The sequence below is a fragment of the uncultured Rhodospira sp. genome, assembly GCF_937138205.1.
Classification (GTDB): domain Bacteria; phylum Pseudomonadota; class Alphaproteobacteria; order Rhodospirillales; family Rhodospirillaceae; genus Rhodospira.
Window position 1 is genome coordinate 35,677 of the sequence record NZ_CAKZOT010000001.1, and the last position, 13,393, is coordinate 49,069.

Sequence of the window (13,393 nt, forward strand, 5' to 3'; positions counted from 1 at the left end):
GCCTCTTGCCCTGGATTGCTTCGTCGCTACGCTCCTCGCAATGACGGCGCCAACGTTGCTCTTACCGCCCGCCCCCATCACACCTCCCGGCTTTCGAAATCGATGCGCGGGTCGATGATGTGATAGGTGATATCGCTCATCAGGTTCAGCACCAGCCCCAGCAGGCCGAACACATACAGCGTGCCGAACATCACCGGATAGTCGCGGTTGATCACCGCCTCGAAGCCCAGCAGGCCGAGCCCGTCCAGGCTGAAGATCACCTCGATCAGCAGCGAGCCGGTGAACAGCATGGAGACCAGCGCCGCCGGGAACCCCGCCACCACCAGCAGCATGGCGTTGCGGAACACGTGGCCATACAGCACGCGCCGCTCGGTCAGGCCCTTGGCCCGTGCGGTGATGACGTACTGCTTGTTGATCTCCTCCAGGAACGAGTTCTTGGTCAGCATGGTCAGGCTGGCGAAGCCGCCGATCACCATGGCCGTGACCGGCAGCGTCAGGTGCCAGGCATAGTCGGCGACCTGCTGCCACCACGTCAGGTCCTCCCAGTTGTCGGAGACCAGCCCGCGCAGGGGAAACAGGTCGAGAAAGCGCCCGCCGGCGAACAGCACGATCAGCAGAATGGCGAACAGGAACCCGGGCACGGCGTAGCCGATGATCACCGCCCAACTGGTGACCATGTCAAAGCGGCTGCCGTCGCGCACCGCCTTGGCGATGCCCAGCGGGATGGAGACGAGGTAGATGATCAACGTCGACCACACGCCCAGCGACACCGACACCGGCATCTTCTCGGCGATCAACGCCAGAACGCCGGTGCTGCGGTAGTAGCTCTCCCCAAGGTCGAAGGTGGCGTAATCCACCACCATTTTCAGGTAGCGCTCGTGGATCGGCTTGTCGAAGCCGAACTGCTTCTCGATCTCGGCGATGAAGGCGGGGTCCAGCCCGCGCGCGCCCTGGTATTGGCTCTCGCCGCCGCCGGTGCCGGCGCCGCCGCCGGCCACCTCGCCGCCGGTGTTGCCGGAGATGGCCGCCGTGGCGTCCACCGCCGTCCCCTGGATTTCCGCCAACAACTGCTCGACCGGACCGCCAGGGGCGATCTGGACGATGAAGAAGTTGATGGTGATGATCCCCAGCAGGGTCAGCGGGATCAGCAAGAGGCGGCGGACGATGTAGGCGAGCATGGCCGGATCACCGCGGCTCGAGGATCCCGGCCGCCTGCAAGGCGGCGTCCTTGTCCGGGTCGATCCACCAGGTCAGGACCGACGGGCCGGCATCCGGCACCACCTCCGGATAGCCGAACCGGTTCCAGAACACCAGCCGGTCGGATTCGCTATGGTAATGCGGCACCAAGTAGAAGGTCCACTGCAGCACGCGGTCCAGCGCCTGGCAGGCGGCGACCAGATCGTCGCGGCTGTGGGCGGCGATGATCTCGCCGACCAGCGCGTCGACCACGGGGTTCGAGATCCCGGCCAGGTTGCGGCTGCCCTCGACGTCCGCCGTTTCGCTGCCCCAATACTCGCGCTGTTCGTTGCCGGGGCTGTCCGACTGCGCCCAGATGGCCGAGATCATGTCGAAGTCGAAGGTGTTGGCTCGGTTGGTGAACTGCGCCGTGTCAACGACCCGGACGTTGGCCTTCGCGCCCAGGCGTTCCAGGTTCTGCACGTAGGGCAGCGCCAGGCGCTCCAGGGACGGGCTGCTCAACAGGATTTCGAAATCCAAGGTCTGACCCGTCTCACTGTGGGTCATGACGCCGTCCACGATCTCCCAGCCGGCCTCGCGCAGGATGCCCAGCCCCTTGCGCAGGTTGGGACGGATCTCGCCCGGCACCTCGACCGAGGGCGGGTTGTATTCCTCGGTGAACAGGCGCGGCGGCAGTTGGTCGCGGAACGGCTCCAGCAGGGCCAGTTCGGCACCCTCCGGCACGCCGGTGGCGGCCAGTTCGCTGTTGTCGAAGTTGCCACGGGTGCGGACGTACTGGCCATAGAACAGGTTCTGGTTGGCCCAGGCGAAGTCGAAGGCATAGGCCACCGCCTCGCGCACCGCCGGATCGTCGAACGGCGGACGGCGCATGTTCATCACGAAGCCCTGGGTCGGCGCGATGCGATCATGCGGCACGTCGCGCTTGACCAGGTGGCCGGCGTCCAGCGCCTCGCCCTGGTAAGCGGTGGCCCACACCTTGGCGATGTTCTCGGAGCGGAAATCGTACTCGCCGGCCTTCAGGGCCTCCACGGCCACGGTGGCGTCGCGGTAGTAGTCGTACTGGATGGCATCGAAGTTGTGGAACCCCGCCCGCGTCGGCAGATCGGCGGCCCAGTAGTCCTTCACCCGCTCGTAGCGGATGAAGCGGCCGGCCTCGAAATCGCCGATGCGGTAGGGGCCGCTGCCGACCGGCGGCTCCAGGGTGGTATCGGCGAAATCTCGCCCCTCCCAATAGTGCTTCGCCAGCACCGGCAACTGGCCCAGGATCAGCGGCAGTTCCCGGTTCATGTTGGTGGAGAAGGTGAACTTCACCGTGTGATCGTCCAGCGCCTCCGCCTCGGCCACGTCGGCGTAGTAGAACCGGTAGAGGGGCGCGCCGTCCGTGCGCAGCACGTCGAAGCTGAACAGCACGTCCTCGGCCGTGATCGGATGGCCGTCATGAAAGCGCGCGTCCGGGTTCAGGTGGAAGATCGCCCACGAGCGGTCGTCGGGCGTCTCCAGGCTCTCCGCCACCAGCGCGTAGTGGGTGAACGGCTCGTCGGATGAGGCGGTCATCAGGGTGTCGTGCATCAGGCCCAGGCCGATCGCCGAGCGCCCCTTGATGGTGAACGGGTTGAGCGTGTCGAACCCGCCCACCCAGGCGAGGCGCAGGAGGCCGCCCTTCGGCGCGTTCGGGTTGACGTAGTCGAAATGCGTGAACTCCGGCCCGTACTTGGGCGCGCCGTGCATGGCGATGGCGTGGGCGGGCTCGGCCAGCGCCGGCCGCACGAACAGCGCGAGGCACAGGGCCAGGAAGCAGGCGACGGAACCGGAACGGCGCATGGGGAGAGACTCCGATAGGACGACGGAACAGGATCGTTGCCCCAGATACTGCGGGCATGGCATGGCGCGATCAAGGGATGGAAACCGACGCCCGCCGATGCAGCGGTTCCAATTCGGCGCGATCGCCTCTAGGATGCCCGCCGTTTTGGCGGGGAACTCGGCCCCGTTTCGCTTCGCTGAACCGACTCACCACCGAAAGGACCTGCTTCATGACTGCGCCGCGCTACGACGTTGTCGCCATCGGCAACGCCATCGTCGACGTCATCGCCCATGCCGACGACGCCTTTCTGGGGCGCCACGACATGCACAAGGGCGGCATGATGCTGATCGACAAGGATCGGGCAGCCGTGCTGTACGAGTCGATGGGGCCGGGCATCGAGAGTTCCGGGGGCTCCGCCGCCAACACCGTGGCCGGCCTGGCCTCGCTGGGCGCCCGGGCGGCCTTTGTCGGCAAGGTGGCCGACGATCAGTTGGGCCGCATTTTCCGCCACGACATCACGGCGATCGGCGCCCACTACGACACCGCGCCCCTGAACGGTCAGGCCGGCAACGACGCGCTGGACAAAAGCACCGCGCGCTGTCTGATCCTGGTGACGCCGGACGGCCAGCGCACCATGAACACCTACCTCGGCGCCTGCACCGCGCTGGGGCCGGACGACATCGACGAGGCGCTGTTCGCCAGCGGCCTGATCACCTACATCGAAGGCTATCTGTGGGACGAGCCGCGCGCCAAGGACGCCATCGTCAAGGCCGCCGCAGCCGCGCGCGAGGCCGGCCGCAAGGTGGCCCTGACCCTCTCGGACAGCTTCTGCGTCGATCGGCATCGGGAGACGTTCATCGAGCTGACCAGCGGCTTCGTCAACCTGCTGTTCGCCAACGAGGCGGAGATCCTGTCGCTGTATCAGACGGAGGACTTCGACGAGGCGCTGGCGCGCGTCAAGGGCCACGCCGACATCGCCGCCATCACGCGCAGCGAAAAAGGCTCGGTGGTGCTGGCCGGCGACGAGGTGATCACCGTGCCGGCCGAGCCGGTGGAGAAGGTGGTCGACACCACCGGGGCGGGCGACCTGTACGCCGCCGGCTTCCTGCGCGGCCTGACCAGCGGCCACGCTCTGGCCGATTGCGCCCGCATGGGGCACGTGTGCGCGGCCGAGATCATCAGCCACTTCGGCCCGCGCCCGGAGGTCGCTTCCCTGGCCGACCTGGTCAGCGAGCGCATGGGCCGGGCGGCGTAGGGCTCCGTCTCCCTGAGGCCTATGATATTCCCACGTCTCCGCCCGTGTTCCCGCGAGCCGACGGGGTGGGATCAGACCCCACCCCAACCCTCCCCGTAAACGTCTATTTGAGTCACACAACTGTGTTTCCGTTTGTCATTGCGAGGAACGAAGTGACGAAGCAATCCAGGGCGGATAATTGCGTTTTGTGCCCTGGATTGCTTCACCCTCGTCTTGCGACGAGGGTTCGCAATGACGAGTCACGTCGTCGCGCGAGCGAAGAACCGCCGCTTCGGCGGGAAAAAGTGTGACTCGGATAGCCATTTCATGGGGAGGGAGTCCGGCCGGCACACACCGCTCGGATTCCTCCCCCATTCATGGGGGAGGTCGGGAGGGGGGGCAGGCAGAAGACAGCGGCGTTGGATGTGTGCGACCCCTATGACCCCAGAGGCGGGGCCGTCACCCCTCGTCCTCCCCGCCCGTTTCCACCAAACGGTCGAGGATCAGGGCGTGGAACGCGCCTGATCCACTGACCGGCCGGAACAGCCAGCCCAGGTGCCGGCCGCAGGCCGCGCACACCGTCACCGTCCAGGTGTGGCCCGGAAACCACGTGAACTGGTCGCTGCGGGGTCCGACCGGCCGCACGCCGGGCGCTTCGGCGAAACAGCCGATGCGAAACAGCACCCCGGCGGGGTTGAAGACGTGGTGTTCGTGGGCGTCGCGGACCGAAATGGCCTGCGCCGGCGTGGTCACCTCGGCCCCACACGCCCGGCAGCACAGGACCACCCGGCGGCGAGCCATCGGCTCGCCCACCTCGGATGCCGGCGCGGCTCCGCCACCAGGTGCCGGGGTCGGTGCCTCGCGCAGGTGCGTGCCGGGGTGCGGGTGGAGCGTCAGGCCGCTACTCCTTCGCCTTTGCCACCATGCGGCCGAGCGGGCGGCCGGCGAAGACGTGCAGGTGCAGGTGCGGCACCTCCTGGTTCGCGTTGGCGCCGGCGTTGGACAGCACGCGGTAGCCCTCCTCGACCGCCCCGGCCTGCTTGGCGACGGTGCCGACGGCGCGCACCAGGGCGGCGATCTCGGCGTCGCTGGCGCGTTCGCTGAAGTCGGTCCAACTCACGTACGGGCCTTTCGGCACCACCAGGACATGGGTCGGTGTCTGGGGATTGATGTCGTTGAAGGCCAGGGTGTGCTCGTCCTCGTACACCTTGTCGCACGGGATTTCGCCGCGCAGGATCTTGGCGAAGATATTGTTCGGATCATAGGCCATGGGCGGGGACCTCCGGCACACGGAAACGGTTCGGGGATGAGGCGGACAGGAAAACGGCGCGCCGGAGGGTCCGACGCGCCGCAATCCGTCAGGTTGAGCGCCGCAACAGGGCAGCCCGGAACCAGACCCGGACGGGGTCTTAGTTCTGGAACATGACCTCCACGCGACGGTTCATCTGCTCGACGGTACCGTCCGGAGTCGGAACCATCAGGCGTTCTTCACCGTAGGCTTCAAGCTGCATGACCTCGGAGGCGATACCGCGAGCGGCCAGGGCGCGCGAGACGCTTTCGGCACGCCGTTGCGACAGCACCACGTTGTAGTCGCTCGGGCCGCTGGTGTCGGTGTGGCCGACGACCAGCACGCGCGGCGGCACGACCTGCTGGTACTCGGCGGCGACCGTGTCCAGGGTGGCCATGGCTTCCGCGTCCAGCTGCGAGGAATCCAGATCGAAGTAAACCACGTACGGCTCCGCCGGCATCGGCGGTGTCTTCAGCTGGTTGATGGCGATCTGGAAGTTCTGCTTGCAGGCGGCGATGTCGTCGGGCTGACGGTCCTCTTCCGCTTCCTGCATCCAGCAGTCGAACATCGCCTGGGCCTTGGCGGCGACCGGCGGGTTGGCCTGGGCGGCGCCCTGGTTCATCACCGTCATCAGCTCGGCGCGGGCGGCCGTCAACTCGTCGGCGTACTTGGCGGGAATGGCCCGCTCGTCCATGGTGGTTGGCGCCACGGCGTCGCCCATGGCGGCGGCCTTCGCCTTGGCGACGAAGTACGCGGTGTCGGGCCAATCGCCTTCGCCGCGCTCGTTGGCGGCAAGCTCGGCGTATTCACTCTGCAGGGCGGCCTGGAACGGGCTGCCCATGTTTTCCATGCTCTGGGCGCCTTCCACGTCCCACTTGTTGGCGCAAGCGGACAGGAGGCCGGCCGCAGCAATCGCGACGATCACCTTCTTGTACATTTAGGCATCTCCTCCATCACCTGATCAGATGGTCAGCCGCATTTGCAAGGTTGCGACCGATCCCCATAAAATGACAAACACATACCCCGCACACCGTCAACGGGCCAGCCCACGAGACCATGGGATGCCGTGACGCCGTGACCATATTGCCGCACCGACGTGACGGCACGACCCCTGTGTTTCCGGTATAGCGAAAAACACACGCCTTTGGTACCGGAAATCGGTTGTCGGGTCGAGGAGCCGAGGCCATGTCGGGGGCGCGCCGCCTCTCGTCCCGCCCCGACCGCGCATCCTGAGGAGATCCCACCCGCCATGACCCTGATCGGCCTGACCCGCGACGAGTTGACGGCCGTGCTCGCCGACATGGGCGAGAAGCCCTTCCGGGCCAAGCAGCTTTGGCACTGGATCTACCATCGGGGCGCCCACCGGTTCGACGAGATGTCCACCTTGTCCAAGGACTTGCGCGCGCGTCTGGAGGCCACCCACAGCCTCGACCGACCCACCGTGACCCGCGAACAGACCGCTGGTGATGCAACGCGCAAGTGGCTGCTGCGGTTCCATGACGGCCGCGAGGCCGAGGCCGTCTACATCCCCGAGGACGACCGGGGGGCGGTGTGTGTCTCCTCGCAGGTCGGTTGCACCCTGACGTGTCGTTTCTGCCACACCGGGACGCAAACGCTGGTCCGCAACCTCGACCCTAGCGAAATCATCGGACAATTCATGGTGGCCCGGGACAGCTACGGGGAGTGGCCCACGCCGACCGATGAGACTCGGCGGCTGTCCAATGTTGTGCTGATGGGCATGGGCGAGCCGCTGTTTAATTTCGACGCCGTGGCGAAGGCGGTGTCGATCCTGGCGGATGGCGACGGGCTGGCCGTGTCGCGCAGGCGCATCACCCTGTCCACGGCCGGCGTGGTGCCGATGATCGAGCGCTGCGGCCGCGACATGGGGGTCAATCTCGCCGTCAGCCTGCACGCCGCCACCGACGAGGTGCGCTCGGCCATCATGCCGATCAACAAGAAGTACCCACTGGACCAGCTCATAGCCGCCCTGCGCGCCTACCCCGGGGTGTCGAACGCGCGCCGCATCACGCTGGAATACGTGATGCTGAAGGGGGTGAACGACTCCCCCGCCGACGCGCGGGCGCTCATCCGGCTGGTGCGGGGCCTGCCGTGCAAGTTCAACCTGATCCCGTTCAACGCGTGGCCGGGCGCGCCGTTCGAATGCTCTTCGATGAAGACCATCGAGCGCTTCGCCGATCAATTGGCCGAGGCCGGCCTGACGGCGCCCATCCGGATGCCGCGCGGGCGCGACATCCTGGCGGCGTGCGGACAACTCAAGAGTGCCTCCGAACGAGAGCGCCTGCGGAACTACCGCGCCCGGCTCGCAACCATGACCCCGGAGGAGCGCGCCACCGAAGAGGCCGCGCACGGCCGCGCTCCGGCGGCGCCCTAAGATCTCACCCCTCGAAACAGGCCGCCACCAGCTTGCGGAAGGCCTCGGCGCGGTGGCTGATGGCGTGCTTGTCGTCCGGCTCCATCTCGCCGAAGGTGAGGTCGTGGCCGTCCGGCAGAAAGATGGGATCGTAGCCGAATCCCCTGTCGCCGCGCGGCGGCCAGATGATGTCGCCGAACACCCGCCCCTCGAAGGTCTCGACGTGGCCGTCGGGCCAGGCCAGGGCCAGCGCGCAGGTGAAATTGGCGCGCCGGTCGCGGCCGCCGCCCAGTTCGTGCGCCACCCGTTCCATGGCCCGGGCGAAGTTCTTGTCCGGCCCGGCCCAGCGCGCCGAGAGGATGCCGGGGGCTCCTTCCAGCGCATGGACCTCCAGTCCGGAATCATCGGCCAGGGCCGGCTGGCCGCTGGCCTGGGTGGCGGCCAGGGCCTTGAGCACGGCGTTGGCCAGGAACGTCTTGCCGGTCTCCTCCGGTTCGGGCAGGCCAAGCTCTTTCGCCGACACCACGCGGCCCAGCCCGAACGGCGCCAGCAGGGCGGCGATCTCGCGCACCTTGCCGGGGTTGTGGCTGGCCACCACCAAAGTATCGCCGTCGAACCGGCGATGGGCCGGACGGACGGGCGCGCTGCTGGAGTCTGTGCCGTGCATGGGGCGTCTCCCGAAGGTCAGGCGAGGGCGGCTTCCACCCGCAGGCAGAGATAGTGATACAGGGCCTGGTGCGCCTGCTGGATCAAGGGCGTGAAGCGCGACGGCACGGCGATGAGGATGTCGGACAGGGGCGCGAGCCGTCCACCGCCGTCCCCGGTCAGGCCGATCACCGTCATCTCGCGGTCGCGCGCGGTCTCGGCAGCGGCCACGATGTTGGGCGAGTTGCCGCTGGTGCTGAGGGCCAGAAGCACGCCACCCGACGTCCCATAGGCCTCGACCTCGCGCGCCAGATGGCTGACATAGCCGACATCGTTGCTCCAGGCCGTCAGGGTGCTGGCGTTGGTCCCCAACGCGATCACCGGCAGCCCGCGCCGCTCCAGCAGGAAGCGGGCGGTCAACTCGCCGGCGATGTGCAGGGCATCGGCCATGGAGCCACCGTTGCCGGCGACCAGCACCGGCCGGCCGGCACCGAGCGCGGCAACGATGGCCGCCACGGCCCGCTCCACGGCGTCGTCCAGGCCGGCCTCCCGGGTCCGGCGCAGCACATCCTGGCTGTCCGTGAGGTAGTCGGCGAGGCTGGCCCGGGCGGCCGTGGTGGCGTCCATGCGGGAAGTTCCGGAGCGAGGGTAAGGGAAACGATCAGGACGATGCGGTTGTCTCTCGCCGGCCCGCCGTCGTCAAGGGTCCAGCCGTCGCTATCAGAGCAGGTTGCACACTGCTGAAACTACCTTTGTTGTTTGCTCGAAAGGCGATCGCCCTGTGTTCGGACGAGTCAGGACAAGAGCCGACGGGTACCAAAAGCAAGCAAGACCCGGCTCCCCTCGCGGTGCGTTTCGGGAGCACGCGATGCTTGGCAGCGGCCGCTATCGTGATCACCTATCTGCAACGGGCGTTTTCCGATGCGTCCCAGGCTTGGCCGGTGCCCTGTTGCGAGCGGGACCTGGCGGCCGGTCCGGGGGAGGCGACAGAACCCGTGCATTGGCGGGCGGCGGAGCGGCGCCTAGGCCGACCCCGGACCGTTTCGTGGGCCCGGTTTTCGTAACAGCGGTGTCCGCAAGGCACCCCGCGTCGATGAGGGCGAGTCTCATCCGGCGCAGATTGGAGACAAGGTGCGGATGACCAGTGTGGCCGAGGCGGGCCTCGCCGCCTGTCCCGAGTGTGACGAACTGCACATCCGTCGTGTGTTGCACCCGGGGGAACGCGCCCGGTGCGCCCGCTGTGGCACAACATTGTACCGTCGTCCCCGGCGCCGGCCGGACCAGATGCTGGCCATCGTGACGGCGGCCCTGATCGCCTTCGTCCTTGCCAATACATTCCCGATCCTGGTTCTGCGGGCCCAGGGGATCGTCAACGAGGCCACCCTGCTCGGCAGCGTGGCCGCCCTTTGGAGCGCGGGACAGGAACCGGTCGCCGCCATGGTGTTCGTCACCGCCTGGTTGTTTCCCGTGTTCGACCTGCTGGCCATGTTCCTGCTGCTGCTGGCGATCCAGACGGGGTCGCGTCCCGCGCTCTTCGCCCCGCTGCTGCGAACACTTCAGGCCATGCGGCCGTGGGGGATGATCGAAGTGCTGATGCTGGGGGTCCTGGTGTCCCTGATCAAGCTGTCCAAGATGGCCGACGTCTTGCCGGGGGTTGCTTTGTACGCCTTTATCGCACTGACCGTTTTGCTGGCGGTGATCCTGTCCTACGACTTGAGGGCCTTGTGGCAGCCGGACCAGCAGCGGACGGCGGAGGCATGAACGCCCTCGCCGCAGGTCTGCGGATGTGCCTGTCCTGCCGGACCGTGTGCCAGGCGGACGCGGCCGGCCGAGAGTCGGTGCGCTGTCCGCGCTGCGGCGCCGCCGTGCATCCGCGCAAGGCCGACAGCCTCGCGCGCACCTGGGCCTACCTCATCGCCGCGGCCATCATGTACATTCCGGCGAACCTGTTGCCGGTGATGCGGACATCGAGCCTGTTCGGGACCTCCGAAGACACGATCATCAGCGGGGTGGCCTACTTCTGGGCCTCCGGATCACCCGGGCTCGCCATCCTTATCTTCACCGTGAGCGTGGTCATTCCGATGGCCAAAATGGGCGCGCTGGCCTGTCTTGCCACCTGGGCGCGCCGGCCCTCGGGCATGGATGCCCATGCTTTGGGGCGACTGCACTCGGGGGTCGAACTGGTCGGGCGGTGGTCGATGCTCGACGTGTTCGTGGTCGCCCTGATGGCCGGCATGGTGCAGTTCAAGTCCCTGGCCACCGTCGAGGCCGGCCCTGGCGCGGCGGCGTTTGGCGCCGTGGTCGTGCTCAGCATGTTGGCCGCCAACAGTTTTGATCCCCGCCTTCTGTGGGACAATCACGGACGCCCCGACGATGCCCGATGAAACGGCCTCCGCCCCCCGCCCGTCCGAGCCCCATATCGTGCAACCTCGGCGTGGCCGGCCGTCGCTTGTGTGGGGCATCCCGCTTGTCGCCGCCGTGATTGGTCTGGCCCTGGTGCTGAATGACCTGTGGCAAAGGGGGCCGACCATCACGGTGTCCTTTGCCTCGGCGGAGGGGATCGACGCGGGGACGACCAAGGTCAAATACAGGGACGTCGACATCGGCAGCGTCACCGGCATCGCGCTGGCCGAGGATCGTACGCGGGTCGTGGCGACCATCGACCTGGCCAAGGAAGCCGAATCATTCGCCGTGGACGGCACACAGTTCTGGGTGGTGCGCCCGCGCTTCGCGGGATCTGGCATATCCGGCATTGGAACCCTGTTATCGGGGTCGTACATCGCCGTCGATCCCGGACAGGGCGACGAGCGCGTGACCTCTTTTGTCGGCGAAGAGGACCCGCCGGTCGTGGCGTCGGACGTGCCGGGGCGTCGCTTTGTCTTGCATACGGACGATCTCGGGTCGCTCGATGTCGGGTCGCCCGTGTACCACCACGGTATCCAGGTGGGTCAGGTCGAGCGGTTTTCGCTGCAGCCGGACGGGCATCGGCTCAGCCTCGGCATTTTCGTGAAATCGCCCTATGACCGTTTTGTCACGGCCAGAAGCCGGTTCTGGCACGCCAGCGGCGTGGATCTCCGCATGGATGCCTCGGGTGTGACCCTGCAAACCCAGTCCATCGCCACCATCCTGCTGGGTGGCGTGGCATTCGAGACACCTGCCACCGGGAACCAGGCGGACCCGGCCGATGACGGCCGCCACTTCCTGCTGGCGGCGGACCGGGCGGAGGCGCTGAAGGTGCCGGACGGCGCGCCCCAGACGCTGGTTATGCACTTTCGCCAGAGCATCCGGGGCTTGTCCGAGGGCGCGCCTGTTGATTTTCGCGGTGTGGAGATCGGACAGGTCCGATCGATGGATGTGCGGTATGATACGATGAGGCGCGAATTCACCACTCAGGTCTTGGTGGATGTCTATCCCGAACGTCTGGGCGGGACCATCGAGACGTTTTCGAGGGCTGCCACGCCACAGGAACGCCTGGCCGAGTTGGCCGACCTGATCGACCGGGGGCTGCGCGCGCAATTGCGGTCGGGCAACCTGCTGACCGGCCAACTCTATGTGGCCGTCGACTTTTTTCCAAAAGCGGAGCCGGTCCGCTTCGACCCGGACAGCGAGCCACCGGAACTCCCGACCGTCCCCGGGGACTTGCAGGAATTGCAGCAGCAGGTTCAGACTATTGTTCAGAACCTCTCTCAGGTCCCGTTCGACACGCTGGCGGAGGACCTTCATCGCGTGATGATCGGGACCGAGTCCGCCCTGCAGCGGCTGGATACGCTGGCGGAAACCGTGAACAACGAGGCTCTGCCGGACGTTCGGGCCGTGTTGACGGGCCTGGACTCAACGCTCGCCCGGTTGGATACGCTGGCGCAGACGGTGAACAGTGGCGTGCTGCCGGAACTCACCCAGGCGGGCCGCGAGTTGAGCCGAACCCTCCGGTCCATCGAGGACAGCCTGGCCGGCGACGCGCCCTTGCAGCAGGAAGCCCGCCACGCCTTGCGCGCCGTTTCCGAGGCGGCCCGCTCGATCAAGGCCCTGACCGACAGCCTGGAACGGAATCCCGAGGCCCTACTGACAGGTCGGCCCGCGGACGGGTAGAATGGTGTCATGATGATGTTCAGTCTGTCTCGATTGCTCCCGTCCATCCTGTGCCTGGGTCTGCTTGTGGCGTGTGCGAGTTCGCCGCCGGTGCGGTATCACACGCTGTCGCGCCCAGAGACCACCGACGGCACGGCGGACACGTCGGGGGCGGCCCGCGTGTTGGTGCAAATCCTTCCCATCGAGGTGCCCGAGGGTGTGGCGCGGGACAATATCGTGCTGAAGGACCCCAGCGGCCGGGTGACCGTGCTGCAAACGGACCGCTGGTTGGCCCCGGTCGCCGACGACATGAAGCAGGTCGTGGCGGACGCCCTGTGGCGGGCGGCCCGGGCCACGAATACCTATCAGGCGCCCGTGCCGGCCCAGTCGACGTCACTGCCCCAGTACCGGTTGGCGGTCCGGATCGAGCGGTTCGACGCCATTTCGGGCCAGGCCGCCACGGTCGAGGGATCGTGGACGCTGCGCTCGCTGTCCGATGACGCGGTCCACATCTGCCGGTGGGCCGGCACACAGCCGCTCGACGCCATGGACGGGGCCGCCGCCGCCGCCGCCCTCGCCGAAGCAAGCCATCGCCTGGCCGAGCGCATCGGCGACAGCCTCCGCCGGGCCGTCGCTGGAGACGATGAGGTGTGCAGCGGGGTCGGTTCCTCGCCGGTCAGCGAGGGGCCCGCATGACTGTTGGCCCCCCAATGGGCGGGCGGCGGATCGGACGGGGCGGAACGTGTCAACGACTTTGAGACAGTCGGATTGGGAGATTAAGCTCTGTTG

Annotated in this window: 13 protein-coding genes; 6 read left to right on the forward strand and 7 right to left on the reverse strand. The window is 67.3% G+C overall.

The genetic code is table 11. The annotated features are described in order from the left end of the window. Nucleotides 1–77: 77 nt before the first annotated feature. Together Q0309_RS00175 and Q0309_RS00180 are read right to left on the reverse strand one after the other, a co-directional pair. On the reverse strand, nucleotides 78–1,178 hold the full coding sequence (locus Q0309_RS00175; protein WP_299435929.1) for a microcin C ABC transporter permease YejB: 1,101 nt from the start codon (nucleotides 1,176–1,178) through the stop codon (nucleotides 78–80). Between the two features lie 7 nt (nucleotides 1,179–1,185). Further along, nucleotides 1,186–3,018 carry an extracellular solute-binding protein gene (locus tag Q0309_RS00180; RefSeq protein ID WP_299435931.1) on the reverse strand — a complete coding sequence of 611 codons (1,833 nt, stop codon included), beginning with the start codon at nucleotides 3,016–3,018 and terminating at the stop codon, nucleotides 1,186–1,188. A gap of 209 nt (nucleotides 3,019–3,227) precedes the next feature. On the opposite strand from Q0309_RS00180, the gene Q0309_RS00185 reads away from it, so the two are divergent. Next, entirely contained in the window at nucleotides 3,228–4,253 is a 1,026-nt protein-coding gene (locus tag Q0309_RS00185) for an adenosine kinase (RefSeq protein WP_299435933.1), read from the forward strand. A 438-nt stretch (nucleotides 4,254–4,691) separates the two neighbouring features. On the opposite strand, the gene Q0309_RS00190 is transcribed toward Q0309_RS00185, so the two are convergent. The 3 genes from Q0309_RS00190 to Q0309_RS00200 form a co-directional block, all read right to left on the reverse strand. Beyond that, the gene (locus tag Q0309_RS00190) at nucleotides 4,692–5,033 is read right to left on the reverse strand and encodes a cereblon family protein (protein WP_299435935.1); all 342 of its coding nucleotides are present in this window, start codon (nucleotides 5,031–5,033) and stop codon (nucleotides 4,692–4,694) included. Nucleotides 5,034–5,133: 100 nt separating this feature from the next. Continuing rightward, on the reverse strand, nucleotides 5,134–5,502 hold the full coding sequence (locus Q0309_RS00195) for a histidine triad nucleotide-binding protein (RefSeq protein WP_299435937.1): 369 nt from the start codon (nucleotides 5,500–5,502) through the stop codon (nucleotides 5,134–5,136). A 139-nt stretch (nucleotides 5,503–5,641) separates the two neighbouring features. Then, entirely contained in the window at nucleotides 5,642–6,457 is an 816-nt protein-coding gene (locus Q0309_RS00200; protein ID WP_299435939.1) for an OmpA family protein, read from the reverse strand. A 312-nt stretch (nucleotides 6,458–6,769) separates the two neighbouring features. Between Q0309_RS00200 and rlmN the strand changes: the two genes are divergently transcribed. Further along, nucleotides 6,770–7,912 (forward strand): 23S rRNA (adenine(2503)-C(2))-methyltransferase RlmN, encoded by a 1,143-nt coding sequence (gene rlmN, locus Q0309_RS00205; RefSeq protein WP_299435941.1) that lies wholly within the window; start codon nucleotides 6,770–6,772, stop codon nucleotides 7,910–7,912. A 4-nt stretch (nucleotides 7,913–7,916) separates the two neighbouring features. Here rlmN and rdgB read toward each other — a convergent pair whose 3' ends face one another. After that, on the reverse strand, nucleotides 7,917–8,558 hold the full coding sequence (gene rdgB / locus Q0309_RS00210; protein ID WP_299435943.1) for an RdgB/HAM1 family non-canonical purine NTP pyrophosphatase: 642 nt from the start codon (nucleotides 8,556–8,558) through the stop codon (nucleotides 7,917–7,919). A 17-nt stretch (nucleotides 8,559–8,575) separates the two neighbouring features. After that, the gene (locus Q0309_RS00215; protein WP_299435945.1) at nucleotides 8,576–9,163 is read right to left on the reverse strand and encodes an SIS domain-containing protein; all 588 of its coding nucleotides are present in this window, start codon (nucleotides 9,161–9,163) and stop codon (nucleotides 8,576–8,578) included. Between the two features lie 510 nt (nucleotides 9,164–9,673). On the opposite strand from Q0309_RS00215, the gene Q0309_RS00220 reads away from it, so the two are divergent. Genes Q0309_RS00220 through Q0309_RS00235 form a run of 4 tightly spaced genes read left to right on the forward strand, consistent with a single transcriptional unit; the run spans nucleotide 9,674 to nucleotide 13,300 of the window. Further along, the gene (locus Q0309_RS00220; protein ID WP_299435947.1) at nucleotides 9,674–10,297 is read left to right on the forward strand and encodes a paraquat-inducible protein A; all 624 of its coding nucleotides are present in this window, start codon (nucleotides 9,674–9,676) and stop codon (nucleotides 10,295–10,297) included. Continuing rightward, nucleotides 10,294–10,920 carry a paraquat-inducible protein A gene (locus tag Q0309_RS00225; RefSeq protein ID WP_299435949.1) on the forward strand — a complete coding sequence of 209 codons (627 nt, stop codon included), beginning with the start codon at nucleotides 10,294–10,296 and terminating at the stop codon, nucleotides 10,918–10,920. The genes Q0309_RS00220 and Q0309_RS00225 overlap by 4 nt, the downstream gene beginning before the upstream one ends. Then, on the forward strand, nucleotides 10,910–12,625 hold the full coding sequence (locus tag Q0309_RS00230) for an MlaD family protein (RefSeq protein WP_299435951.1): 1,716 nt from the start codon (nucleotides 10,910–10,912) through the stop codon (nucleotides 12,623–12,625). The genes Q0309_RS00225 and Q0309_RS00230 overlap by 11 nt, the downstream gene beginning before the upstream one ends. A 9-nt stretch (nucleotides 12,626–12,634) precedes the next feature. Continuing rightward, nucleotides 12,635–13,300: a membrane integrity-associated transporter subunit PqiC gene (locus tag Q0309_RS00235; RefSeq protein WP_299435954.1), complete on the forward strand. Its 666-nt coding sequence runs from the start codon at nucleotides 12,635–12,637 to the stop codon at nucleotides 13,298–13,300. The last annotated feature ends 93 nt before the right edge of the window (nucleotides 13,301–13,393 follow it).